Raw genomic sequence first — 21366 nt, forward strand, 5'->3', positions numbered from 1 at the left:
GGACCGGCAGCGGGGTGCCGCCGTCCGGCAGACGCGGCCGGAGCCGGACGGCAGGGGTTCGGCTGCCCTGCGGCGGCTGGGCGAAAGCCGGGCCGGCACGCGGTGCAAGTCCTCCGGCAGACGCGGCCGGAGCCGGGCGGGAGGGGCGCGTACGCTCTGCGGCGGCTGGGCGAAAGCCGGGCCGGCACGCGGTGCAAGTCCTCCGGCAGGCGCGGCCGGAGCCGGGCGGGAGGGGCGCGTACGCCCTGCGGCGGCTGGGCGAGAGCCGGATCGACAGCGGGGTGCCGCCGTCCGGCAGGCGCGGCCGGAGCCGGGCGGGAGGGGCGCGTACGCCCTGCGGCAGCCCCGGTGGGAGTCGGTCGGCCCCCCGGGGCGCAGCCCGACCGCAGCCGGATGTTTACGCAACCATCGTGGCCGTGCGGCTATGCGATGACCGGGCGTGACCAGGTGGGCGTCGTTCCCGTCACCCGGCACAGGGCCAGGTAGAGCGGGATCGGCGGGGTGTACGGGAGCGTGCCGTCCGGCTTGTGGATCAGGCCGGGGACCGCCGGGGCGTCCGGAACAATCGCCCCGGCGGCGTACTGGGCGGGGGCCGGCCACTCGAGGGCGTAGTCGGAGTCGGACGGGACGAGCCACCACCAGTGCGCCTCATCGGCGTAGACGCACCCCACGCGTGGCAGCCGGGGCATCACCAGCGGGCCGAAGCGGGCCGGTACCGCCACCGCGTCGCAGCCCAGCGGGGCCGTCATCCCGTCGGGGACGGGAAGCCTCCGGGGCCTGCCCGCGCCCTGCAGCCCGCGCTTGAGGCGGACCAACGTGTCCAGGTTCAGGACCTGGCCGCCGGACGCGGCTCTCACCCCCGCCCCCTGTCCCGGGTCGGCTCGGCCGGGGAGACCCCCACGGCCCCCGTGCCTCGCGTCCCGTGCTGTCCGTCCGCCTCGTCGCCGTCCCCCGAGTCGCCGGCCGGTCCCGGCTTGGGGCGGGCTCCCCACCCCAGGTCGTTGTACGGCTCGTTCGCTCTCGCGGGCGCCCCGACCGGTGTCGAGAGCCCGATCGTGCAGGGCCCGCAGGCGTGCTGGGGCTCGTCCGCCTGGCGTGGCAGCTCCGCCCAGACCAGCAGTCCGGGGCCGTGTTCATGGGCGCCCCACGCGTGACAGAGGGCGTCGATGAGAAGCAGTCCCCTCCCGTGCTCCTCCTCGGGCCGGGCCCGCGACGGGTGGGGCGCACCCGGCGCACAGCCCTCGTCACGCACGGCTATCCGCACCAGGTCCGCGCCGTCGTGCAGCTCGCAGACTATGAGGCTGCTCGCGGTGTGCACGAGGGCGTTGGTGACCAGTTCGGTGACCACCAGGAGGGCTGTGTCGCAGATGTCCTCGCACACCGACCAGCCGTTCAGCCGGGCTCGCGTCAGGCGTCTGGCCTGCGCTGGAGAGCCCGGGTGTGCGGCCAGCTCGAACCGGAACCGGCGCTCGGCAGCGGCCCGGTCGGGGCCTGCTCCCGCGGCAGCGCCGTGGCCGTTGCGGCGGCCTCCGGCGGCGTCTGTTCCTAAGGGCGCGGACGGAATCACGCTTGCCACTATCGCCCCGGCGTGAACACTTGGCAAGTGTCACTCTGAAAATTGCAGAGTGCGGTGTGACGTTGTGGAAGGCCGTGGCACACTGCTCGCAACAGCACGTCGAGCGGCGCCAGTTGAGATCACCGCAGATCGGGTACGGAACCGTACGGATCTTCGAATAGGTCTTCGAATGGCGCCGTATGGCTGTCAGCATGCATTCGGGATTACGGCGGTCGGTGGGAGGTGGAGGGTGAGCGAGCCGCGGTCCGCGCCGACGGTCGGTCAGGTCGTCCTCGGCCGACGCCTGCTGGACCTGCGGGAACGCGCGGGCCTCAAGCGCGAGGAGGCCGCCAGGGTCCTGCGCGTCGCCCCCGCCACCGTCCGCCGTATGGAGATGGCCGAGGTCGCCCTCAAAATCCCGTACCTGCAACTGCTGTTGAAGTCCTACGGCGTTTCCGACGAGGAGGCCGAGACCTTCGTACGGCTGGCCGAGGAGGCCAACAAGCCGGGCTGGTGGCAGCGGTTCCACGACATCCTGCCCGGCTGGTTCTCCATGTACGTCAGCCTGGAGGGTGCGGCCTCCCTCATCCGCTCCTACGATCCGCACTTCCTCCCCGGCCTGCTGCAGACCGAGTACTACGCGCGCGGAGTGCTGAAGTCGGGCGCCATCGGCCAGACCCGGCCGGAAGACATCGAGCGCCATGTCGCCCTGCGCATACAACGCCAGGAACTGCTCACCCGTCCCGACGCGCCCCGATTCTGGGCCGTGTTCGACGAGACCGCGCTGCGCCGCCCCGTCGGCGGCCCGGAGGTGATGCGTGCCCAGATCGACAAGCTGCTCGAGGCCACGAGGCTGCCCAACGTGACGCTGCAGGTCGCGCCGTTCCTGAACGGCCCGCACCCCGGTACCTACGGGCCCTTCGTGCTGTTCCGATTTGCCATGTCAGAACTGCCGGACATGGTCTACAGCGAGTACCTGACCGGCGCCGTCTACCTGGACGCGCGCGCCGAGGTGGCGACCCACCTCGAGGTCATGGACCGCATGGCGGCGCAGGCCGCTACGGCACAACGCACGACAGAGATCCTCCGGGATCTCCGCAAGGAGCTGTGAATGGATCGCATCAAGGCGCGCAAACACGTCTACAACGGCATGCCCGCACGGGAGTTGGGCAGCGAGGGCTGGCACAAGCCCTGGAGCGGCGGCAACGGCGGCAACTGCCTGGAGGCCATGAAGCTCGCCGACGGCCGGATCGCCGTCCGTCAGTCCACCGACCCGGACGGCCCCGCGCTGATCTACACCACCGACGAGATGACGGCGTTCATCGAGGGCGCCAAGGCGGGGGAGGCCGACTTCCTGCTGTCGTGACGCGATGGTCCGACATGCTCGCTCACCTTCCCTGCTGTGCAACTTCCCTTCTTTGGTACTGAATTGATGGTTGATCAATTAATGGTTGAGATCGACACCAGCAAGCCGCATCCGGCGCGGATGTACGACTGGTATCTCGGCGGCAGGGACAACTACCCCGTGGACGAGGCGATGGGCCGGCAGATGCTCGCCCTCGACCCGCGCGTACCGGTGATGGCACGAGTCAACCGGGCCTTCATGCACCGCGCCACGCGCTGGCTCGCGGGGCAGGGCGTACGGCAGTTCCTGGACATCGGCACCGGCATACCCACCGAGCCGAACCTCCACCAGGTCGCCCAGGAGATCGCGCCCGACACCCGGGTCGTCTACTGCGACAACGACCCGATCGTCCTCGCCCACGCCGCCGGATTGCTGCGGGGCACGGATGAGGGTGTGACGGAGTACCTCCAGGCCGACGTCCGCGACCCGGACGCCATCCTTCAAGGCGCCCGGAAAATCCTGGACTTCACCCGTCCGGTCGCCCTCTCCCTCATCGCGCTCCTCCACTTCGTCTCCGACGAGGACGGCGCGCACGAGCTGGTGGGCCGCCTGCTGTCCGAACTCCCGTCCGGCAGCTACCTGGTGGTCAGCCACGCCACCGCGGACTTCACTCCCGAGGAATCGGCGGCGGCCGTCGCGAAGCTCAAGGCGGCCGGCGTCACCCTGGCACTGCGCCCCCGCGAGGAGTTCACCCGCTTCTTCGACGGCCTCGAAATGGTCGAACCCGGCGTCGAGGTGCCGCAGCTGTGGCATCCCGAGCTGGGGGAGCCGGTGCCGGGGCAGGACGACGGGGTGATTCCGGGGTACGGGGCGGTGGGGCGGAAGCGGTAGCTGTTCAAGCCGCTCTGTCTCAAGGCGCTCTGTCTCAAGGCGCTCTGTCTCCACCGCCGGCGGTGGGTGTTCGACCCGGCCGGGTCCGAGACTGAGCGCGTAGCAGCTCTGCTCGATCGACGGCGGCCCGACGGCGAGATTTCGCCGAACGGCCGCCGTCGGCGTTTCCTCGTCGAGAATCTGCCGCACCTGATCAGGTCGCGCCGAGGCGAGCGCGGCCCGTACCGCCGTGCGGAACTCCCGCCACCCCCGCACATCCAGCACGGACGCGAACTGCCCCGCCGACCAGGACTCCTGAGTGTCCTCCTGCGCCGAGGACGACCGTACGACGAGGGGCACCGCACTGCCCCCGGAGAACTCGTCAGCACCCTTTCCCGTCGCCTCCCGGTGGATTTCGTGACCGGGAGGCGACCACGCCGACGGGCGCGTACGGCGGTGGCAGGCGCCGTTTCCTCACCAAGTGCGGCGGTCGGAGGCGGGAGTCGGGCGGCGGGAGACGGCGCCGGTGCCAGGTGCGAGGCCGGCACCCGCCCCTCACTCCGGCGAGCCCGCCTCCGGCGGCAGCGCCCCGCACAACGCTTCCAACGCCGCCCCGTACGCATGCTCCGACGGTGTCGCGTACCCCACGACCAGACCGTCGTAGGCCTCCATGCTCGCCGTCTCCGGATGCCGGAACCCGGCCAGCCCGTCCAGCGCGATCCCCTGCCAGGCCGCCGCCTTGACGGCGGACCTCTCGGTGCCGGGCGGCAGCCGCAGCACCGCGTGCAGGCCCGCCGCGACACCGGTGACCTCGATGTGCGGCGCGTGCGTGGCGAGCGCGGCCACGAGGCGGTCGCGCCGACGCCGGTACAGCTGCCGCATGCGCCGTACGTGACGGTCGTACGCCCCACTGGCGACGAAGTCGGCGAGGCTCAGCTGATCGAGGACGCTCGCCCACGCCTCCCGCTCGCCCTTGGCCGCGAGCACCGCGCCGACGTACCGCTCCGGCAGCACCATCCACCCCAGCCGCACGGCCGGCGACAGGCTCTTGCTGACCGAGCCCAGCAGGATCACCCGCTCGGGGTCGAGCCCCTGGAGGGCACCGACGGGCTTGCGGTCGTAGCGGAACTCCCCGTCGTAGTCGTCCTCCAGAACCACACCACCTCGCGCGCGTGCCCAGTCGATCACCGCGGCCCGGCGCTCGGCGTGCAGCGGACCTCCGGTCGGGAACTGGTGCGCGGGCGTGAGCAGTACGGCTCGCTCCCGCCCCAACCGGTCGACGTGCGCTCCGTGTTCGTCGATCGGCAGCGGTACGGTCCGTACGCCCGCTCCCGCGAGCAGCTCCCTGTGGAACGGCAGCCCGTACGCCTCTACGGCCAGCGGCCCGCGCAGTACGCCACCACCGAACAACAGCCGCAGCCCGTGCGCGAACCCGGAGCAGACCACGATCCGGTCCGGCGCGGTCCGCACCCCACGCGCGCGTGCCAGATACTCCGCGAGTGCCTCCCGCAACTCGACGCGTCCGGCGGGATCACCGGGCCCGAACACCTCGTTGGGCGCCTGCTGAAGGGCCCGCCGGTAGGAGGTCAGCCAGGTCGCGCGCGGGAAGGCGGAGGCGTCCGGGGTGCCCTGGCGGAGGTCGTGGTGCGGGGGCGTCTTCGGGTGGGTCTCCAGGGGTGTCCTGCGGGCACGCGCGTGTGGAGACGCACTTCGTGCACGCGCGCGTGGCGGTGTGTTCGCGACGCCTCGCCCGGCGTGCCGCAGCGGCTCGGCCCGCTCGGCGACCCTCGTCCCCGACCCCTGCCGCGCGGTCAGCCACCCCTCCGCGACGAGCTCCGCGTATGCGTCGGCCACCGTGTTGCGTGCGACACCGAGATCGGCGGCGAGGGAGCGGTACGGCGGCAGCCGGGTGCCGGGAGCGAGCCGTCCACTGCGCACGGCCTCCCGCAGCGCCGCGATGAGCGCGGCCCGCCGCCCGCCCGTCACGGACAGCTCCAGATGCAGGTCGGCCCCGATCCGCTCCGCGGAATTGACCCACGATTCTGCCATGGAAATGCACCCTACAACGGGTCTTTCACCCCCGTAGTTTGAACTGCATGACGACGAACACGACGCACACGACGCACACGACGAACACGCCGGAAACGACGGACACGACGGACGCAGCCCCCGTCGCCCCCCGCACGCGCCTCGACTTCGCGAAGTCCGCCCCGAAGGTCTTCCGTGCCCTCATCGGCTTCGACGCCGCCGCCCGCGAGGGCCTCGCCCCGAGCCTGGTCGAACTGATCCAGATCCGCGCCTCGCACCTCAACCACTGCGCGTACTGCCTCCACATGCACACGAACGACGCCCGCAAGGCCGGCGAGAGCGAGGACCGGCTGCACATGGTCGCCGTCTGGCGCGAGGCCCGCCACTTCTTCACCGAGCAGGAACAGGCGGCCCTCGCCCTGACGGAGGCGGTGACCCTGGTGTCCGACGGAGGTGTCCCGGACGAGGTCTACGCCGAGGCGGCTGCCCACTTCACCGAGGAGCAACTGGCCCACGTCCTCGGCCTGATCTTCACGATCAACACATGGAACAGGGTGGCGCTCTCGACAGGGAAGGTGGCGGGCACGGACGAGCGCCGCCGCTGACCCTGCGCCCTTCTCGCGCCCGTCCTGCCTGGCTGCCGTTGCCTCTTCTCTCTGCCGGTCACGTGAATCCGCCACGACGGCGCTGCGTCACGACGGCTCTGCGCCACGACGGCCGGTCCCGGCGGTGTCGAAATCTGCGCGACCACGAGTCCCTACACGGTCATCGGCCTGTCGTAGGGACCGATCGGCGCCGGCAGCCTCGAACTCCCCGTCAGATGACGGTCGACGGCCGCCGCCACCGCCCGCCCCTCGGCAATCGCCCACACGATCAGCGACTGCCCCCGCGCAGCGTCCCCGGCGGCGAACACCCCGGGGACGTTCGTCGCGAACTCGGCATCCCGCGTGATCGTCCCGCCCGCCTCCATCACCAACCCCAGCTGGTCGATGAGACCGTCCTCCCGGTCCGGGCCGGAGAACCCGAGCGCGAGCAGCACGAGGTCGGCGGGCAGCGTCCGCCCGGTCCCCGACACCGGCTGCCGGGCGGGGTCGACCTCGACCAGGTGCAACGACCGTACGTGCCCGCTCTCGTCGCCCTCGAACCGGAGCGTCGACGCGGCGAACAGCCGCGCGTCCGCGTCCGCCGCCGGCGCCGTCTCCAGATCACGTGCCTCCTCGTGCGCGGCGGACAGCCGGTAGATCTTCGGATACGTCGGCCAGGGCTCCATGTCCTCGTCCCGCTCCGCCTCCGGCTGCGCGTAGATGTCCAACTGCGTGACGGACGCGGCCCGTTCACGCACCGCCGTCCCCAGACAGTCCGCCCCGGTGTCACCGCCGCCCACGATCACGACATGTTTCCCGGCGGCCGACATCGGCGAACTCTCCAGATCCCCCTCGCGCACCCGGTTGGCCAGCGGCAGATACTCCATCGCCTGATGTATGCCTGCCAACTGCCGCCCGGGTACGGGCAGTTCACGCCACGCCGTCGCCCCGGTCGCGATCACCACCGCGTCGTACCGCGCCCGCAACTCGGCGGCCCCCACATCCCGCCCGACCACCGTGGACGTACGGAACTTCGTCCCCTCGGCCCGCATCTGCTCGATCCGCCGCTCCAGATGGTGCTTCTCCATCTTGAACTCCGGGATGCCGTACCGCATCAGCCCACCGAGCCGGTCGTCCTTCTCGTACACGGCGACGGTGTGCCCCGCCCGCGTCAGCTGCTGCGCCGCCGCAAGGCCGGTCGGCCCCGATCCGATCACCGCGACCGTCCGCCCGGACAGCCGGTCCGGCGGCCGCGGCGGCGCGAAGCCCAGCTCCCAGGCCTTGTCGGCGATGGCCACCTCGACGTTCTTGATGGTGACCGCGGGCTGGTTGATGGCCAGCACGCAGCCCGCCTCGCACGGCGCCGGGCACAACCGCCCGGTGAACTCGGGGAAGTTGTTCGTGGCGTGCAGCCGGTCCGCCGCCTGCCGCCAGTCGTCCCGGCTGACCAGGTCGTTCCACTCGGGGATCAGATTGCCGAGCGGACAGGCGTCGTGGCAGAACGGTATGCCGCAGTCCATGCAGCGATCGGCCTGCTTGGTGATGATGGGCAGCAGCGCGCCGGGGACGTACACCTCGTCCCAGTCCCGGACCCGCTCCTCGACCGGCCGGCGGGGCCAGTCCAGGCGAGGCGTGGTCATGAATCCCTTGGGATCGGCCATGGGCGTCTTCCTTGCGTACGCGTGGGCAGGCCGAGCGTCATCGGGCGGCACTCTTTCGGCCACGATACGACGTACCGGCCACCCGTGCAGAGGGGATGGACAGCGCTTTCCGCCCGTCCTTCTCAGCGTTCGCCCAGCGCAGCCCCGAAACCTCTCAGCGTCCGCTCAGTGCCCTCGCAGGCCCCGTCAGGTGATCGCCAGCACATACGCCACCGCCGAACCGGCCGAGGCGACCATCCGGACATGGTTCCAGAACGTCCACTCGCGCACATACGTCGGCCAGTACGCGGCCGCCTCCGCGGTGCCCGGGTCCAGCCTGAGCAGCGCGTCGTTGCGCGGCACGTTCGCGACCATGGTCACGCCGAAGCAGCCGAAGAGGTACAGCACGCTGCCCATCAGCAGCTCCACCTTCCCGTCGTCGGGCCACAGTACGAACGTCACCACACCGATCACCGCGCACAGCACCGCCGACCCCACGAACACGATCATGAACGCCGGCATCACCGCCGTCACATTGATCGCGTTCATCGCGGCCACGCCCTGCGCCGGCGGCAGCGCGGCCAGCCCTCTCATCACGAACGTCGAGAACCCACAGAACACCCCGGCCACCAGCCCGGTCCCGAGCACCCCCAACACGGTCAACCACAAGTACGGCCCATCGATCACGCCCACACCAACTCCCCGTATTCGGCCGAGCCCTTCCCCGGCACCTCCCGCCCCGACCAGCAAAACCCCGCCGTCGCCCGGCGCCCATGGCCGAAGAACGCAGGCACATACGCGAGCGTCCGGAGGAACGTGGGCGCACTGGCGAACGCCCAGCAGTCACCTCGGCCGCCCCTTCCGCCCGTGCCCTAGTCCCGGCCGGTCGCTCAATCCCACCGCGACAACAAGCAGCCCCGCCCTCTTCTCCCCACCGGTCTCTCTTCGTCCACGGGTCTCCTTTCTTCCGCCGGTCTCTTTCGTCCACCGGTTTCTTTCGTCCACCGGTTTCTTTTCTTCCGCCGGTGCCTCGTCTTCGGCCGGTCGCTGGTTTTCGGCCCGGTTCCTCTTTTCTGCCACTCGCCGTTTTTCCGTCGGCTCCTCTTCTCTGCCGGTCTCCCTTTTTCCGTCGGCTCCTCTTCTCTGCCGGTCGCCCCTCTTCCGTCGGCTCCTCTCCTCTGCCGGTCCCTTGAGTCCGCCGCAATGGCGAGCAACCCCGACGGCGTGTTCCGGCGGTGCCGAACGGCCGTGACCCCGGACCCGCCTCCCCGCACCCGCACCCGCGCCCTCCCCCTCAGCCGACATCCGCCCCTTCGTCCCGCCACCCCCGCAGCACCGCCTCCACCCCCGACCTGATCCGCCGCCGAGCCTCATGCCGAGGCACTCCGCTCATCAGCAACTGGTCGTACGGCGTCTCCAGATGCCGCACGGACGCCACCACCGCCGACACCACCGCCCCCTCCGACAGCGCCCGCCCCGCCGCGCTCCGCCCCACCCGCCCACTGCCCCGCACCGACGCATGCCCCGCAACATCCCGCGCCCGCTCCTCGGGACACCCGGGAAACAGCCGCCGTATCTCCGCCGCGAACGCCTCCGAGAACCGGACATCCTCCGAGGCCCGCCACTTCGCGTCCCGCAACCGCCGCCGCCTCCGCGCCTCCGCGTCCGCGAGACACCGTTCCTCGGCCCGGCTCAGCCCCGCCTCCTCGACCAGGACGCCCTGCCGCTCATAGCGCCCCTTGCGCCGGTTGAACCGCACCACGACCGCCGACAGCGCACTCTCCTCCCGCGAGCGCCGCGTCAGCGCCGTGTCGCCGCGCGGCAGGAACACCAGATGCCCCAGGTCGGCACAGTCGAGACACCGTGGTGCCCCTTCCTCGAGCACGAGCAGCGCGAGCGGCCCCGAGTGACACTCCCCGCAGTGCCGTCTTCTCAGCGGCTGGATCACGAGAAGTCCGGTGCGGGCCGAGGACGCTGCGAGCTGTGCCATAGGTGATTCCTTCCCCCGCCCGGTCCACCGGACCACCCGAAATCACGCCCTTCGCACCACACGCACCTCCGCCCCGGGCTCCTGCGCTCCGATCACCTCCGTCACCCCTCCGTCCGCACCACCGACACCCGCGTACGGTGCCGCGTCGGTGTCCGGATCTCGTCGAACCACGGCCACCGCGAGATCCGCGTACGACAACACCGAGCCGCCCTCGGGCACCCGCTCACCCCCGAACCGGTGCCGCCCGGTACGCGGCGCACCCTCCTCCAGCCGGCCGCCCGGCGTGAGCGTCACCCAGTCGACGGGGTCGCCGTCGCCCTGCTCCCACAGCCGCCGCAGCCCGGCCGTGTGCGCCGGCGCGAACGGCCGTATCTCCGGCACGGGGACGCCACCGGATCGTCCATCACCGGCCGCCCGTCCGCCCCGAGAAGGCCGGCGAACAGCCCCACGACGACGAGCCGTCGCCTCTCTGCCTCGGCCAGCCCGCCCAGCAACGCGTCCGTCACCTTGACGAAGAACTCCGGATCCAGCGAGACGAACCCCGGGTCCGGCCGCCCGCCGCACCCACGAGGAAGCCCTGGACCGGCACGCATCCTGACCGGCGACTGACGCATCATGGGCCCTGTGCGACTCGAAGCGATCACCTGGGACCGGCTCGGCGACCTCCTGGCCGAACGACTGCTCGACCTCAAGCCCGCCGACGGCAGCCCCTGGCCCCGCATCGCCTTCGACGGCGCCCCGGCGGCCCACCCCGGGGACCTCGCCGAACGCGTGGCCGAGTCCCTGCGCATACGCGGCCGCCCCTCGCTGGTCGTCGGCGTGGAGGGCTTCCTGCGCCCGGCCTCGGTCCGCCTGGAGTACGGCCACCAGGACGTGGAGGCCTATTACAACGGCTGGTAATTTCGGTGCATCGCTCTGACCTGGACTTATGAAGGTCAAATCGGCTGTGACCTGCTAGGACGGGTTGCAGAGGCGATCGGAGGCAGTCAGAGGGAAACGCTCTGATTCGACCCCGGTTCGACCCGGGCCGCTCGGAGGCAGTCAGAGGCGATCCCTCTGCAACTCGCTTCTGGGCAACCCGAGTTGGCCGATGTCGATCAGGAGTGGCCCTCTCGACGGTTCTCCGATTCGACCTGGGGCGAGCTGCGATGGGGACGCCTGCCTCCGCACGGCGCCGGGCATAAGAAGACCCCCAGGACGGGCAATCCTGGAGGCTTCCCTGGCACCGATTGGAGGTCGGTTCCGGGCATCACCCGTGGTTTTAGCGGGCCTGGGTGGCGCCCTTGTCTTTGCGAGACGACCTCACCGTGCCACACCACAGTCATCAGGCAGAACCACAGCGGCAGACCCTTCACCCGTTCGGCGGACTGGGCCTTCACCGGCTTCGTCCGGCTGCGGCCGAGCTCGTCCTGCTCGGGGATCTCACCGGCCGTTATGCGGCGGGCAGTTACAGCAGGCTCGGCTCCGATGGCCGCAGCGTGGTCGTGCGCCAGGACCGGGAGGGCGCTGCCGGCCACGGGCACCGCGTCACGGCGGCGATCGCCTGCCATGTCGCCCGGGCCGGCGGCAGCATCGACGAGCTGACCCGGTTGCTGCTGCACCCTGACCACGAGGGTGGTCGGCACGCCCGGCACATCGCCTTGCGCTCGGGGCAGGCGCGGGCCCTGGACTACATCCGCCGGGTGTGGGCCAGCGCCTCGGCTGTGGTCGCCGGAACCCGAGTTCTGGACTCACGTCATAACGCCTTCGAGGTCCTGGCCGCGCTGCGGGACCGCATCGAGACCACGCCTTGGCGTGGCGAGCGGGGACGGACCGCGCTGCGGGTGCTGCGGGCGCATCTGAGCTTCGCCGAGATTGCCGGTGGTCCGCTGCATCACGCCAGCGAGCGGCAGACCGCGGAGGAAGCCGGGATCTCGCGGACGACGCTGCGCGTGGTCTACGAGACGGTCCTCAAGCCTGGGGGCTGGCTGCGTCGTTTGCGGGTCGGTCATGGCCGGGAGGGCTCCACCTGGTACCTCGACCACGGCCGCACTGGTGGGAGTCGTGGCTGCGGTTCGCTGTCTCGTTTGTGGACCACTCAGTACCCCCCCGACCTGGCACTTGAGGAGTGGACCACCCCTGAGACGGTCGTGACGGCTGACATCGACTCCACCGTCATCGCCCGCCTGATGGGCCACGACGCCTTCGCCCACCGCGGCCTCGGCAGCTCCGCCCTCGTGATCATCGGGGCGCTGCACGTCCGGCCTGCTCAGACGGTCGGCGATCTTGTCGGTACGGCCTCCGTGTCCCGTGCCACTGCCTACCGGACCTTGCGGCGCCTGGCCGAGCACGGTCTCGTGCAGCACGACGGCGAGACCTGGACCCTCGCTCCCCGCGCCGTGGAGGGCTTCGGCACCAGCCCTCTGGATCCCGCCACGGAACCGGGCGCACGGCCGGCACAGGGCTGGGACGGCATCGCCCAGTTCTACGGCACGGCGGGCGTCGCCCTCCGCCGCAGGAGGCTGCATGCGGTCGAGCGGGCGGCGTACCGGGAGGTGCTGGACCGGCGCGCGGAACACCGCAGCAAAGCCGTCGTGATCATCCGCGACGGGCGCCAGGTCCTGATCCCGGCACCCCGGCCCGACGAGATCCCGTCCGCATGGCAGAGCCCCGGCGGAAGCGTCCTCGACCCGGTCACCGGCAGGCCTGCCGCCGACTGGCGCCTCGCCACCGACGGCCGACTGATCCTCATCACCCCTTATGACCAGCGCAGTTACGACGAACTGGCCGCTGCCCATGCCGAAGCCCTCAGGGAATGGAACTCCGACACGTGAACCCACAACCACCACCCGCCGAGGCCGAGAACGCATCGGTCACCCCTCAAGGCCTGCGTGAGCGGTACGAGTCCGGTGCCACGGTCACTGAACTCGTTGCCGCGAGCGGGTTGTCGTACGGCACGGTCCTCAATCGTCTGCGCGAGGCCGGGACCGTGATGCGCACCTCGTGGCAGACGCGCCGGATGCGCGACGGGCAGGCCCGCCGCAATCTCGCGGCTCGTCTGCGCCGCCTCTACGAGCAGCACGGCGCCACGCTCGCGGAGTTGGCCGCGGTGGGGTCCGTGACCAGGCGTGCCGCACGGCGGCTGCTGATCGAGGCCGGGGGCACTCCGCGCACCACCCAGCAGACCCTCCGCATCCGCTCCGCAGCCGATACCGCACGGCGAAAGAAGCTCGCGGCGTCCCTCCGCGCGCGGTACGAGGCCGGCGCCACGGTGCCGGAACTCGCCGAGGAGTGCAGCTACTCCGTCGCCACCGTCTATCGGCTCCTGCACCAGGCAGGCACCCACATGCGGCCCCAGCACAACCACGGCCCCGCCCGCACCCCGAAGAAGGGCTCATGAGCGCCCCCGCACGTATCCCCGGCCGGGACCGGAAGATCACGGGACCCACGACGCGACATCCCGAATACAGCGCTGCTCGGGCCCCTCCTTCGTCGGCAGTCAGCCGCCATCGACGTCGGCCTTCTTGCCGACGCGCCCAAGTCAACAAGCCTTTACAGATTCAGGAGATCAAGCACACGTGAGTGAGAACACCCGTACCAAGACCCTGGCCGCGGCCACAGCAAGCGCCTGGGACGCCTTCGTCATTGTCGTCGGCATGCTCAAGGGCGGTACCGGCAAGACCACCTCCGCCTGGTTCATCGCCCTCTATTACGCCGTCGTCCTCGGCCTGCCCACGTTGCTGCTGGACGCGGACGCGACCAGCCAGTCCGCCTACGACTGGTTCAAGGTCGCCCAGGCCGCGGGCTTCGAGATTCCCGCCAACCTGGTGGTCGAGCGGTACCCGTTCGACGACATCGCCGAGTACATCCGGGTCAAGCGCGCCGAGTTCGGTGCGATCGTGGTCGACGCCGGCGGCGGCAGCGCCCGGATCTTCCATGAGGCTGTTACCGAGGCGAACCTGCTGCTCGTGCCGGTCGCGCCCACCAAGATCGAGCGCCGCAAGCTCGTCGCCACCTTCGACGAGGCCGAGCGTGCCGCCGCCCGCAACGAGCAGGGTGTCACCGCCCACGTCGTGATGGTCAAGGCCGACGACCGCACCAGCCTGCCCAGTCGGGCAAAGGACCAGCTCCTCGACCCCGCCCAGGGCGAGGGGATCGGCCCCGACCGCGACGAGGCGTTCCCGCTCGCCGAGACCACCATCCACTCCTGGGTGCACTACATGGAGGCCTTCGGCGAGATCCCGACCGAACTGAGCGAGTACGCCGAGCTGATGAAGGAGCTGACCGAGGCATGAGCGTGAAGAACGAGAGGCCGAAGCCTCCGGCCCGCCGCACCGGTCGGGCCCTGGGCGGGGCCAAGAAGACGACCCCGCCGCCCCCTCCGCCGGCCGCCGAGCTCACGCCCGAGCAGTTCGCCGCCGAACAAGCCGCTGCCCAGGACGAAGGCCGTCCCGCGGCCGACGCGTCCCAGGCCCCGCGTTCCACGGCCCCCGTTGAGACTGGGGCGAAGGGTGAGCCGACCGGGACGATCGCCAAGGTGCCGCAGCCCCAGGCCCCGCCGACCGGCGACGCCGTACCTAGCGGCCCCGTCCAGGCCCCGTCTGCCCAGCCGGTTCACCCGGCCGCAGGAGCGCCCGCAGTGCAGCCGGTTCCCCCTGGGTATTCGACGCAGGGGCATGAGCAGTTCATGTCCCCCGCCGCCGAGCCCACGGCTCAGTCCACGCAGCTGATCGAGCAGGATCCGCAGGCCGGTCTGTCCCACGCCATCCCCAAGGCCGCTGGGCTGTCGCCGACCGCTGAGGTTGCCGTTCGTCCAGCCGTCTCTCCGGTGCCGGGCGGTACGGCGTTTCCGGTGAGGACCGATGTCCCGGGGCCTCACCAGGAACAGGCCGTGCGAGCGCAGGAGTCGCCCAGCGAGGGAACGCCGTACGCTCACGGTCCCGGCCGTCCCAAGGACGTCCCCGAGGCCGCCGTCGTCCTTAACCAGCGCATCATCGCGCGCGAGAGTCTCGACTCGTCGGTCCCCGCCGCGCTGAGACTGAAGAAGCGGATCAAACGCTTCGCGCTGGACAACGAACTCGACCACCTGCCCATCGGCGACATCGTCTCGGTCGCGCTGGACGAGTGGCTCACCGCCCGCGGCTTCTGAACCCGCCTGTCACGCGCGAGGCGGCCGCCCCCCAGGCCCGGCGCGGCCGCCCCGCGTGCCGACTATCCCAATAGCCCAGTAGGCGGATAGCTATCCGCCTAGCCGGACTGACCGGAGCAGCTCTCGTGCCCAATCACTCCCCTTACGCCCGACGACTGCGGGAAATCGCCGATGCGCTCGACGTCGAGGTTCAGCCAGCCGACGACGCTCTTACGCCGCATCCGGACACTCTGGAGGTCATCAGGAACCGGCACACCAAACGCGGACAGCTCAACCACGCCGTCCCCGAAGTCCTCCAACTCCAGCGCCGGATCCGCCGCTACAACGCCGACACCGGCGTACCGCATGGAGACATCGTGGCTCTGGCCATCGACACCTGGCTCCGCGCAAAGGGTTACCCGCCTCCCCGCAAAACATAGGGGACAGAAGTTCCGTGACCTGCCGTCGCACAGCAGAAGAAATTCGGGACATCTGCCACTGCAGCACAGTGCCGGGCGGCGTGTCGCGTCCTGGGGCCACATCAGCGCTGTGATAAGCATGGTCCTGATGAAGATGATGTGCAGTGATGCTGATATCAGAGTCTTCTGCATGCGTTCGAACACCTAGGCCCGCTGCCGTGGCGGCGCTGCTCTAGCTGCCGTTCGGCTCGTTGAGGTCTGCCCGGCTGACGAGGCGAGACGGAGAGCGTGAGGATCGGCCTGCCGGGGGGCATCTGATGAGCGAACTGCAATTGTGGGACGACAATCCCACCACGGATGACCTCCTGGGGTTCACCTCAATCGTCGAGACTGTTGTTGCTGCCCTGCAGTCGCCGTCTCTGGACCCCGTGACTATTGGGATCAACGCTCCATGGGGCGGAGGGAAATCCACCGTCCTGGGCCTCCTGAAGAGTGCGTTGGAAAAGGAGGACGGTTATCGCGTCATCCGCCTCGATCCGTGGGAGTTCGACGACCAGTTCGACGTGCGCGGCGCCGTCGTCGGTGAAGTCCTGCAGGACCTGCTGACCGCCTACCCGGAAGATCAGGAGAAGCTTGAGGGTCCGGTTAAAGGGCTTCTGGAGCGCATCAGTTGGGCACGTGTCGCGGCCAGCATGGCCCGCGGCCAACTGGTGGCTCAGACCGCAGACCTTGTCAAAGCGTTCACTCCCCAGCCGAGGGAGGACGCGAAGAACCTGGCAGGATTCCGCAGTGAGTTCGCCAAGCTGCTGCAGGGCCTGGGGTCTCTAAAGCGTCTGGTCGTCCTGGTGGACGACCTCGACCGATGCCTGCCGGATGCAGTGATGGCCACCCTGGAAGCCATCAAGTTGTTCCTGTCGGTCAAGAAGGTGGCCTTCGTCTTGGCGGCCGATCAGGAGATGGTGCGGGAGTCCATTGCTGTCAGCCTTGACGCCACAGGGCGGGGTGACCAGTTCGCGCTCCGCTATCTGGAGAAGATTGTCCAACTGCCGCTGTCGCTGCCGCGCATCAGCACGGACGAAGCAGGCGCCTTCATCGCTCTTCTGCTCTCTCAACGTCGCTGCGAACAGGAAGACCACTACAGGCAGTTGGTCACGCACGCGCAGCAACGTCGCGCTCTAGGACGCTCACCCGTCCTGGCCGACATGCAGGAGTTGCCGTGGGTGCCCGACGCCGTCACTCTGGGGCTGGCCAGCCGCTTCGCGGCAGGTCTGGCCGCACACCGCTCGGGAAGCCCTCGCAGCATCAAGAGGTTCCTCAACGCGTTCGCGCTCCGTACTCGGATTGCTGAACGGCACGGCATCAACATCGACCCCTCGGTGATCGCCAAGCTCATGCTGCTGGAAGACAGCCACGCCAAGGACTTCGAGACTCTCGTCCGCCTTCAGGAGGCTCAGCGTGTCGAGCTTCTAGAACGCTGGCAGGCCTGGGGGCGGGGCGAACAGAAGGACAAGCCTGCCGAGGTCACTGAGGACAGCAAGGAATGGGCCGAATCCGACCCTGACCTGACCATCGCTCCGATCGGTCCCTATCTGAGTCTGGCCGCATCCCTCGTCAGCCTCACCGCCGCAGCCTCCTTGACTCAGCAACAGCTCACCTGGGTGGGCGACCTGGCCAGTGCCTCCGAACCTCACCGACGTGATGCCCAGGTCGAGATCGTGGCCGCGCTGATCGCCGACCAACAGGCTGTCGTCGATGCGCTGGTTCAGCGGGCGCGCCGGGAGAGTGAAACCGACCCGCTGGCCGAATCACTTGCGCACATCGCGATCCACACTCCCCAGCTGCGTTCAGCTGTCGCACAGGGACTGTGGGAGATCCGTAAATACCTCGGGCCTGGCGCCATCGTCGACATGGACAACAGCGGCGTCGAGGAACTGCAGGCGCTGATTCCCCGGCTGGCCAATGCTACCGACATTGAACCGGAGACCCAGGCAATCGCGCAGGTCACGGTGGAGCGGAAGGGCTGATGGGTACTTCCGGTTCCTACGGAGGCAGCGGCAGCGCGGACTGGAAGCAAGCCCATGACGCCTTCGACGCTCTGCCCAGCTCCTCGCCCTCCGGCACCGGCCACCACGACCCGCCCGACACCACGGCTGGTCAGCAGCAGCTCCTCGACAACCTCGTCAGCGCGCTGTCCACGGCGCTGCACAAAGATGACGCGGACCACGGAAGCCCACCTGCCACCGGATATCCGCTCTCCGCCCTGCTGACCTCCCCCCGGGGCAGCGGCGGCGGGGGAGGAGGAGGTGTCGGGGGGACACGCGTACCCACCGGAAGAGCCGGCGCAGGATCACGACGCCAAGTCATCAAAGGCTCTGCCCGCGGCGCTGCTGCCCTGGCCGGCGCCTACGCGCTACGTAACGGTGACGCCGCCCGGCTGCAAGAACTCGGCCTGGATCTCACCGAACTGCGCAGCCTGCGCCCGCTCGCGCAGGTCTCCCGCATCCTGCAGGCAGTCCTCGGCGATGCGGGCCACCCCGACGAGGCTGCTCTACGCAAGGCTGCCACTAGATATGTCAAAGCCGTCCTCGTCGATCCTGAACCACCCGTACAACAGGACGCCTTGCGAGGACTCGTCATCGAATGGATCTACGAACTGTCCCTGGTCGAGCTCGGGTCGCAAAAGGCCGAAGGCAACCTCACCGCGCAGGAAGCGATCGGAAAACAACGACTGGTCCGCTCCTGGCTGGAGCGCCGCCTCAAACAGATCGACGTGCCCGACACGCGACGCATGACCGTGCGGGAGTTCACCGCAACAGCAGCCGAGGTGACCGGGGAGGCACTGCGCATGCTCCGCGCACGACGCTCATGACCACGGCCATCGAAGTACTGCCGCAGGACGCTCGACAGCATGACCACTCCGCCATACCCCTGCACTGGGCCCGCACCTCAGCCAACAGCCCCACCCCGGAGGTGGCCGGCACTCTCGGATGGGACCTCGACCTGATCGGCCCTGTCCCTGTGGCCGCCGCCGACCTGGTCCGCATCGCCGCCTCGGCGTATCTCGCCGACCGCAGAACCCCCCGTCCCACCACCTTCGTCAGGACCATCGAACTCACTGCCCACACGGTCAATCCCGAACCCTGGAACAGCGCACCCGGCGAGCTCACCGAAGAGCTCCTGCACTGGCTCACCGGTGATGTCTGGCATCTGCACGCCGTGCCCGCCACCCCCACCGACCGGACCCTCACGCCCGTCCCACCAGCCGACGACGTGATGCTTCTCAGCGGCGGTCTCGACTCGCTGTGCGGCGCCGTCGACCACCTTCCGGACGGAACGGCACGGATCCACCTCAGCCACCATGACGGCGGCACCGCGGTACGCCGTGCACAGACCACCGCCGGATCCTGGCTGCGAAGCCACACCTCTCATCGCCTGCGGCACCACAGCATCAAGATCCGCCAGAACGGCACCCCTGGTGAACCCACCTCGCGAAGCCGGAGCCTGCTGTTCGCCGCGCTCGCAGCCGCGACCGCGGCCACCGTCTCAAGTCCACAGGTCACGGTGCCGGAGAACGGTTTCACGAGCATCAATCCGCCGCTGACCACGGCCCGCGGGGGCACCCTGACCACCCGGTCCACCCACCCAGGAACCTTCAGCCGCCTCAACGCGCTCCTGACCGCCGTGGACATCCCCGTCACGGTCGCCAATCCCTATCTTCACTGCACCAAGGGAGAACTACTGGAACGGGCTCACGACCGAGTCGGTGACGCGATCCTTGCCGTGGCCGCCGCGACAGTGTCGTGTGGCAAACTCGACGGAGCCCGCTACCTAGGTGGCAACGCCAACTTCAACTGCGGGCTGTGCGTGGCCTGTCTGGTGCGCCGGGGTTCGTTCACCGTCGGCGCTCGCCAGGACTCCACCATCTACCTCGTCGAGCATCTTGCAGGTTCTGCGCGGGAGTCGCTGCTCAGGCGCCGCCGCAGAGACGTTCTGGATGTTCAGCAGGCCGTCCTCCGCGGCATCGACGAGATAGATATCCTCGCCGTGGGTGATTTGCCTCCCGAGACCGACTTCGACGCCGTCGTGGACCTGTGTCAGCGCGGCCTTCAGGAACTGAGCCGTGTCCCTCTTCCCTAACGAACTGCCTGCGCTGGACTGCCACGCCCATATTGCGCCTGACGTGACAGCCCCTCAGGTCAAGGCACTGAACGGGGCCGTTGTATTCGCGATGTCCCGCACACCGGCCGAGACCAGCCATGCCATCCGACGCCGGGACACCACCTTGGTCTGGGGCACCGGTGTACATCCAGCGGTGCCCACCGCCCTTAAGACCTTCAGCACACAGCAGTTCCGCACCACACTGCAGCAGACCTGTCTCATCGGAGAGGTCGGACTCGACCGACGCGGCAACTTCGAAATGCAGCGATCCGTCCTCACCCAGATCCTCGCCGCTGCGCGCGACGAACCTGTCATACTCTCTCTGCACAGCAGCGGGCGCACCGGCCCACTCATGGACCTGCTCACCAGTCACCCGCACCCGGGGATCATCCTGCACTGGTTCCTCGGAAGTCCCGCCGAGCAGAAGCAAGCCGTCAGCCTAGGTGCCTACTTCTCGGTGAACGCCGCCATGCCAGACGAAGTCCTTGCCGCACTCCCTATGCAACGCCTGCTGCCCGAGACTGACTTTCCCGCCAGTCGGCGGGCCACCGGTGCGACCCGTCCAGGAGTTGTCGTCCGACTCGAACAACGTCTGGCCGAGCTACACAGCACGACACCGCAGATGATCAGACGCCGTTTCTGGCAGAACCTGCGTGAATTGACCACCCGCACCCAGGTGCTGGACCGTTTGCCGGAGCCCATCGCAGACTGGACGCTGGAAGCCTGACTCCCGCTGCCCCCGAGGCACATCCCGCTGAGGCAGCCTGACTGCAGAGGCTCACGAGAGGCGCGGTTCATTCACTCGGGGTGACCCGTTCGGCAACTCTGCTGTCTGCAGCAAGGGCATCGGGCAGCTTGCACCCGAGCAGAGTCTCGGCCTGAAGGACCTGGGCGACATTCAGACCCAATGCCGAGGAAAGGTCAGCATCGGTCAGATCGGCGCCCTTGAGATCGGCGCCTTCAAGATCGGCCCCTCTGAGGTCGGCGCTCTTGACTTCGGCGCCCTTCAGCCGCGCACCGCGCAGGTTCGCTTCGCTGAGAGTAGTGCCCTCCAACAGAGCACCATTCAGATATGCGTCCGCGAGTTGTGCCTTCCTCAGATGGAGACGGGCCAAGTCCACAGGCGCACGCCCGCCACTGCGCCGAGAGCGTGCCACCGTAAGCGCGCGCAGAGCTTCCTGCACCTGTTCGTCTGGCTTTTTCGCCAGCTGCGTCGCCGCAACCTGCGTTGTTGCAGCGGCTGGTGCCTGCTCTCGCACGAAGGCATTGAGTACCCGCGCCGCATGATCGCCCTGATCCGGTGCGTCCTGAACGATCTGCTCCATCGCCAGGACTCCCCCGAGACGCACATACGGTTCGCTCGAACTCAGCCGCTCCAGGGCCTTTGTGAAGCGGTCCGTGACTTGGCCGCGGCGAGTGAGTCGGAACGTACGGGCCGTATAGGTCAGGGCGATGCCAGCCCCGACAGCGGCGACAACCTGAACGACAGCGAGACGGAACTGGCCCACCGCGGCCGCCCGAGCAGCACTATCCAGGGCAGACCATTCATCGCTTGTCACCCAACGCGTCAGACGCCTAGTAGTGCTCCGTTAGGTCTGTCTCGCGGTGCTGTTTGGGGGCATGGTCAGGGTGTGGACGCACATGAAGTGAACCGTGCTCGGGCGAAGTTG

Annotated in this window: 21 protein-coding genes and 1 pseudogene; 13 read left to right on the forward strand and 9 right to left on the reverse strand. The window is 69.3% G+C overall.

What is annotated here, in order from left to right; all coding sequences use genetic code 11:
• Positions 1–422: 422 nt before the first annotated feature.
• Positions 423–857 (reverse strand): hypothetical protein, encoded by a 435-nt coding sequence (locus ACWC09_RS49325; RefSeq protein ID WP_450858465.1) that lies wholly within the window; start codon positions 855–857, stop codon positions 423–425.
• Positions 854–1576: an ATP-binding protein gene (locus tag ACWC09_RS49330; protein WP_450858466.1), complete on the reverse strand. Its 723-nt coding sequence runs from the start codon at positions 1574–1576 to the stop codon at positions 854–856. The genes ACWC09_RS49325 and ACWC09_RS49330 overlap by 4 nt, the downstream gene beginning before the upstream one ends.
• A 229-nt stretch (positions 1577–1805) precedes the next feature.
• Here ACWC09_RS49330 and ACWC09_RS49335 point away from each other — a divergent pair, with 229 nt between their 5' ends.
• The 3 genes from ACWC09_RS49335 (at position 1806) to ACWC09_RS49345 (ending at position 3791) form a co-directional block, all read left to right on the forward strand.
• A complete protein-coding gene (locus tag ACWC09_RS49335) occupies positions 1806–2666 on the forward strand; it encodes a helix-turn-helix domain-containing protein (RefSeq protein WP_450858468.1) in 861 nt (286 codons plus the stop codon).
• Positions 2667–2921 carry a DUF397 domain-containing protein gene (locus ACWC09_RS49340; RefSeq protein WP_356348655.1) on the forward strand — a complete coding sequence of 85 codons (255 nt, stop codon included), beginning with the start codon at positions 2667–2669 and terminating at the stop codon, positions 2919–2921.
• Between the two features lie 81 nt (positions 2922–3002).
• Entirely contained in the window at positions 3003–3791 is a 789-nt protein-coding gene (locus tag ACWC09_RS49345) for an SAM-dependent methyltransferase (RefSeq protein ID WP_450858470.1), read from the forward strand.
• A 534-nt stretch (positions 3792–4325) separates the two neighbouring features.
• Here the strand turns inward: ACWC09_RS49345 and pdxR are convergent.
• Positions 4326–5819 carry a MocR-like pyridoxine biosynthesis transcription factor PdxR gene (gene pdxR / locus ACWC09_RS49350; RefSeq protein WP_450858472.1) on the reverse strand — a complete coding sequence of 498 codons (1494 nt, stop codon included), beginning with the start codon at positions 5817–5819 and terminating at the stop codon, positions 4326–4328.
• A gap of 47 nt (positions 5820–5866) precedes the next feature.
• On the opposite strand from pdxR, the gene ACWC09_RS49355 reads away from it, so the two are divergent.
• Entirely contained in the window at positions 5867–6403 is a 537-nt protein-coding gene (locus tag ACWC09_RS49355; protein WP_450858474.1) for a carboxymuconolactone decarboxylase family protein, read from the forward strand.
• Positions 6404–6555: 152 nt separating this feature from the next.
• Here the strand turns inward: ACWC09_RS49355 and ACWC09_RS49360 are convergent, their stop codons facing one another.
• The 4 genes from ACWC09_RS49360 to ACWC09_RS49375 all read right to left on the reverse strand — a co-directional run bounded on the left by ACWC09_RS49360 (position 6556) and on the right by ACWC09_RS49375 (position 10393).
• Positions 6556–8043, reverse strand: coding sequence for a glutamate synthase subunit beta (locus ACWC09_RS49360; protein WP_450858476.1), 1488 nt, complete (start codon positions 8041–8043; stop codon positions 6556–6558).
• Positions 8044–8229: 186 nt separating this feature from the next.
• Positions 8230–8709: an anthrone oxygenase family protein gene (locus ACWC09_RS49365; RefSeq protein ID WP_450858499.1), complete on the reverse strand. Its 480-nt coding sequence runs from the start codon at positions 8707–8709 to the stop codon at positions 8230–8232.
• Between the two features lie 607 nt (positions 8710–9316).
• Positions 9317–10012, reverse strand: a complete 696-nt coding sequence (locus tag ACWC09_RS49370) for a DUF2293 domain-containing protein (RefSeq protein WP_450858478.1) — start codon at positions 10010–10012, stop codon at positions 9317–9319.
• A gap of 42 nt (positions 10013–10054) precedes the next feature.
• A complete protein-coding gene (locus ACWC09_RS49375; RefSeq protein WP_450858480.1) occupies positions 10055–10393 on the reverse strand; it encodes a hypothetical protein in 339 nt (112 codons plus the stop codon).
• Between the two features lie 234 nt (positions 10394–10627).
• Between ACWC09_RS49375 and ACWC09_RS49380 the strand changes: the two are divergent.
• The 5 genes and pseudogenes from ACWC09_RS49380 to ACWC09_RS49400 all read left to right on the forward strand — a co-directional run.
• A pseudogene (locus tag ACWC09_RS49380) lies at positions 10628–10909 on the forward strand (uridine kinase); the annotation flags it as partial.
• Between the two features lie 377 nt (positions 10910–11286).
• Complete coding sequence (locus tag ACWC09_RS49385) at positions 11287–12825, forward strand: helix-turn-helix domain-containing protein (RefSeq protein ID WP_450858481.1); 1539 nt, start codon at positions 11287–11289, stop codon at positions 12823–12825.
• The gene (locus tag ACWC09_RS49390; protein WP_450858483.1) at positions 12807–13391 is read left to right on the forward strand and encodes a helix-turn-helix domain-containing protein; all 585 of its coding nucleotides are present in this window, start codon (positions 12807–12809) and stop codon (positions 13389–13391) included. Before ACWC09_RS49385 ends, ACWC09_RS49390 begins: the two co-directional genes overlap by 19 nt.
• Before the next feature lie 178 nt (positions 13392–13569).
• Positions 13570–14286 (forward strand): ParA family protein, encoded by a 717-nt coding sequence (locus ACWC09_RS49395; RefSeq protein ID WP_450858485.1) that lies wholly within the window; start codon positions 13570–13572, stop codon positions 14284–14286.
• Complete coding sequence (locus ACWC09_RS49400) at positions 14283–15140, forward strand: hypothetical protein (protein ID WP_450858486.1); 858 nt, start codon at positions 14283–14285, stop codon at positions 15138–15140. Before ACWC09_RS49395 ends, ACWC09_RS49400 begins: the two co-directional genes overlap by 4 nt.
• A 98-nt stretch (positions 15141–15238) precedes the next feature.
• On the opposite strand, the gene ACWC09_RS49405 is transcribed toward ACWC09_RS49400, so the two are convergent.
• Positions 15239–15730, reverse strand: coding sequence for a hypothetical protein (locus tag ACWC09_RS49405; RefSeq protein ID WP_450858488.1), 492 nt, complete (start codon positions 15728–15730; stop codon positions 15239–15241).
• A 125-nt stretch (positions 15731–15855) separates the two neighbouring features.
• Between ACWC09_RS49405 and ACWC09_RS49410 the strand changes: the two genes are divergently transcribed.
• From ACWC09_RS49410 to ACWC09_RS49425, 4 genes are read left to right on the forward strand one after another with little or no spacing between them, the layout of a single operon-like run.
• On the forward strand, positions 15856–17562 hold the full coding sequence (locus ACWC09_RS49410; protein WP_450858490.1) for a KAP family P-loop NTPase fold protein: 1707 nt from the start codon (positions 15856–15858) through the stop codon (positions 17560–17562).
• The gene (locus ACWC09_RS49415) at positions 17562–18407 is read left to right on the forward strand and encodes a hypothetical protein (protein WP_450858492.1); all 846 of its coding nucleotides are present in this window, start codon (positions 17562–17564) and stop codon (positions 18405–18407) included. The genes ACWC09_RS49410 and ACWC09_RS49415 overlap by 1 nt, the downstream gene beginning before the upstream one ends.
• A complete protein-coding gene (locus ACWC09_RS49420; RefSeq protein WP_450858494.1) occupies positions 18404–19675 on the forward strand; it encodes a hypothetical protein in 1272 nt (423 codons plus the stop codon). Before ACWC09_RS49415 ends, ACWC09_RS49420 begins: the two co-directional genes overlap by 4 nt.
• The gene (locus ACWC09_RS49425) at positions 19659–20423 is read left to right on the forward strand and encodes a TatD family hydrolase (protein WP_450858496.1); all 765 of its coding nucleotides are present in this window, start codon (positions 19659–19661) and stop codon (positions 20421–20423) included. Before ACWC09_RS49420 ends, ACWC09_RS49425 begins: the two co-directional genes overlap by 17 nt.
• A gap of 67 nt (positions 20424–20490) precedes the next feature.
• Here ACWC09_RS49425 and ACWC09_RS49430 read toward each other — a convergent pair whose 3' ends face one another.
• The gene (locus ACWC09_RS49430) at positions 20491–21021 is read right to left on the reverse strand and encodes a pentapeptide repeat-containing protein (RefSeq protein WP_450858497.1); all 531 of its coding nucleotides are present in this window, start codon (positions 21019–21021) and stop codon (positions 20491–20493) included.
• Positions 21022–21366: the final 345 nt, after the last annotated feature.

The sequence above is a fragment of the Streptomyces sp. NPDC001617 genome, from assembly GCF_053596855.1.

Excerpts from the sequence above, each read along its gene's own strand:
- ACWC09_RS49340 (WP_356348655.1), top strand. The coding sequence starts at position 2,667 with ATGGATCGCATCAAGGCGCGCAAACACGTCTACAACGGCATGCCCGCA.
- ACWC09_RS49345 (WP_450858470.1), top strand. The coding sequence starts at position 3,003 with ATGGTTGAGATCGACACCAGCAAGCCGCATCCGGCGCGGATGTACGAC.
- pdxR (WP_450858472.1), bottom strand. The coding sequence starts at position 5,819 with ATGGCAGAATCGTGGGTCAATTCCGCGGAGCGGATCGGGGCCGACCTG.
- ACWC09_RS49355 (WP_450858474.1), top strand. The coding sequence starts at position 5,867 with ATGACGACGAACACGACGCACACGACGCACACGACGAACACGCCGGAA.
- ACWC09_RS49360 (WP_450858476.1), bottom strand. The coding sequence starts at position 8,043 with ATGGCCGATCCCAAGGGATTCATGACCACGCCTCGCCTGGACTGGCCC.
- ACWC09_RS49370 (WP_450858478.1), bottom strand. The coding sequence starts at position 10,012 with ATGGCACAGCTCGCAGCGTCCTCGGCCCGCACCGGACTTCTCGTGATC.
- ACWC09_RS49390 (WP_450858483.1), top strand. The coding sequence starts at position 12,807 with ATGGAACTCCGACACGTGAACCCACAACCACCACCCGCCGAGGCCGAG.
- ACWC09_RS49400 (WP_450858486.1), top strand. The coding sequence starts at position 14,283 with ATGAGCGTGAAGAACGAGAGGCCGAAGCCTCCGGCCCGCCGCACCGGT.
- ACWC09_RS49405 (WP_450858488.1), bottom strand. The coding sequence starts at position 15,730 with ATGCAGAAGACTCTGATATCAGCATCACTGCACATCATCTTCATCAGG.
- ACWC09_RS49410 (WP_450858490.1), top strand. The coding sequence starts at position 15,856 with ATGAGCGAACTGCAATTGTGGGACGACAATCCCACCACGGATGACCTC.
- ACWC09_RS49415 (WP_450858492.1), top strand. The coding sequence starts at position 17,562 with ATGGGTACTTCCGGTTCCTACGGAGGCAGCGGCAGCGCGGACTGGAAG.
- ACWC09_RS49420 (WP_450858494.1), top strand. The coding sequence starts at position 18,404 with ATGACCACGGCCATCGAAGTACTGCCGCAGGACGCTCGACAGCATGAC.
- ACWC09_RS49430 (WP_450858497.1), bottom strand. The coding sequence starts at position 21,021 with ATGGAGCAGATCGTTCAGGACGCACCGGATCAGGGCGATCATGCGGCG.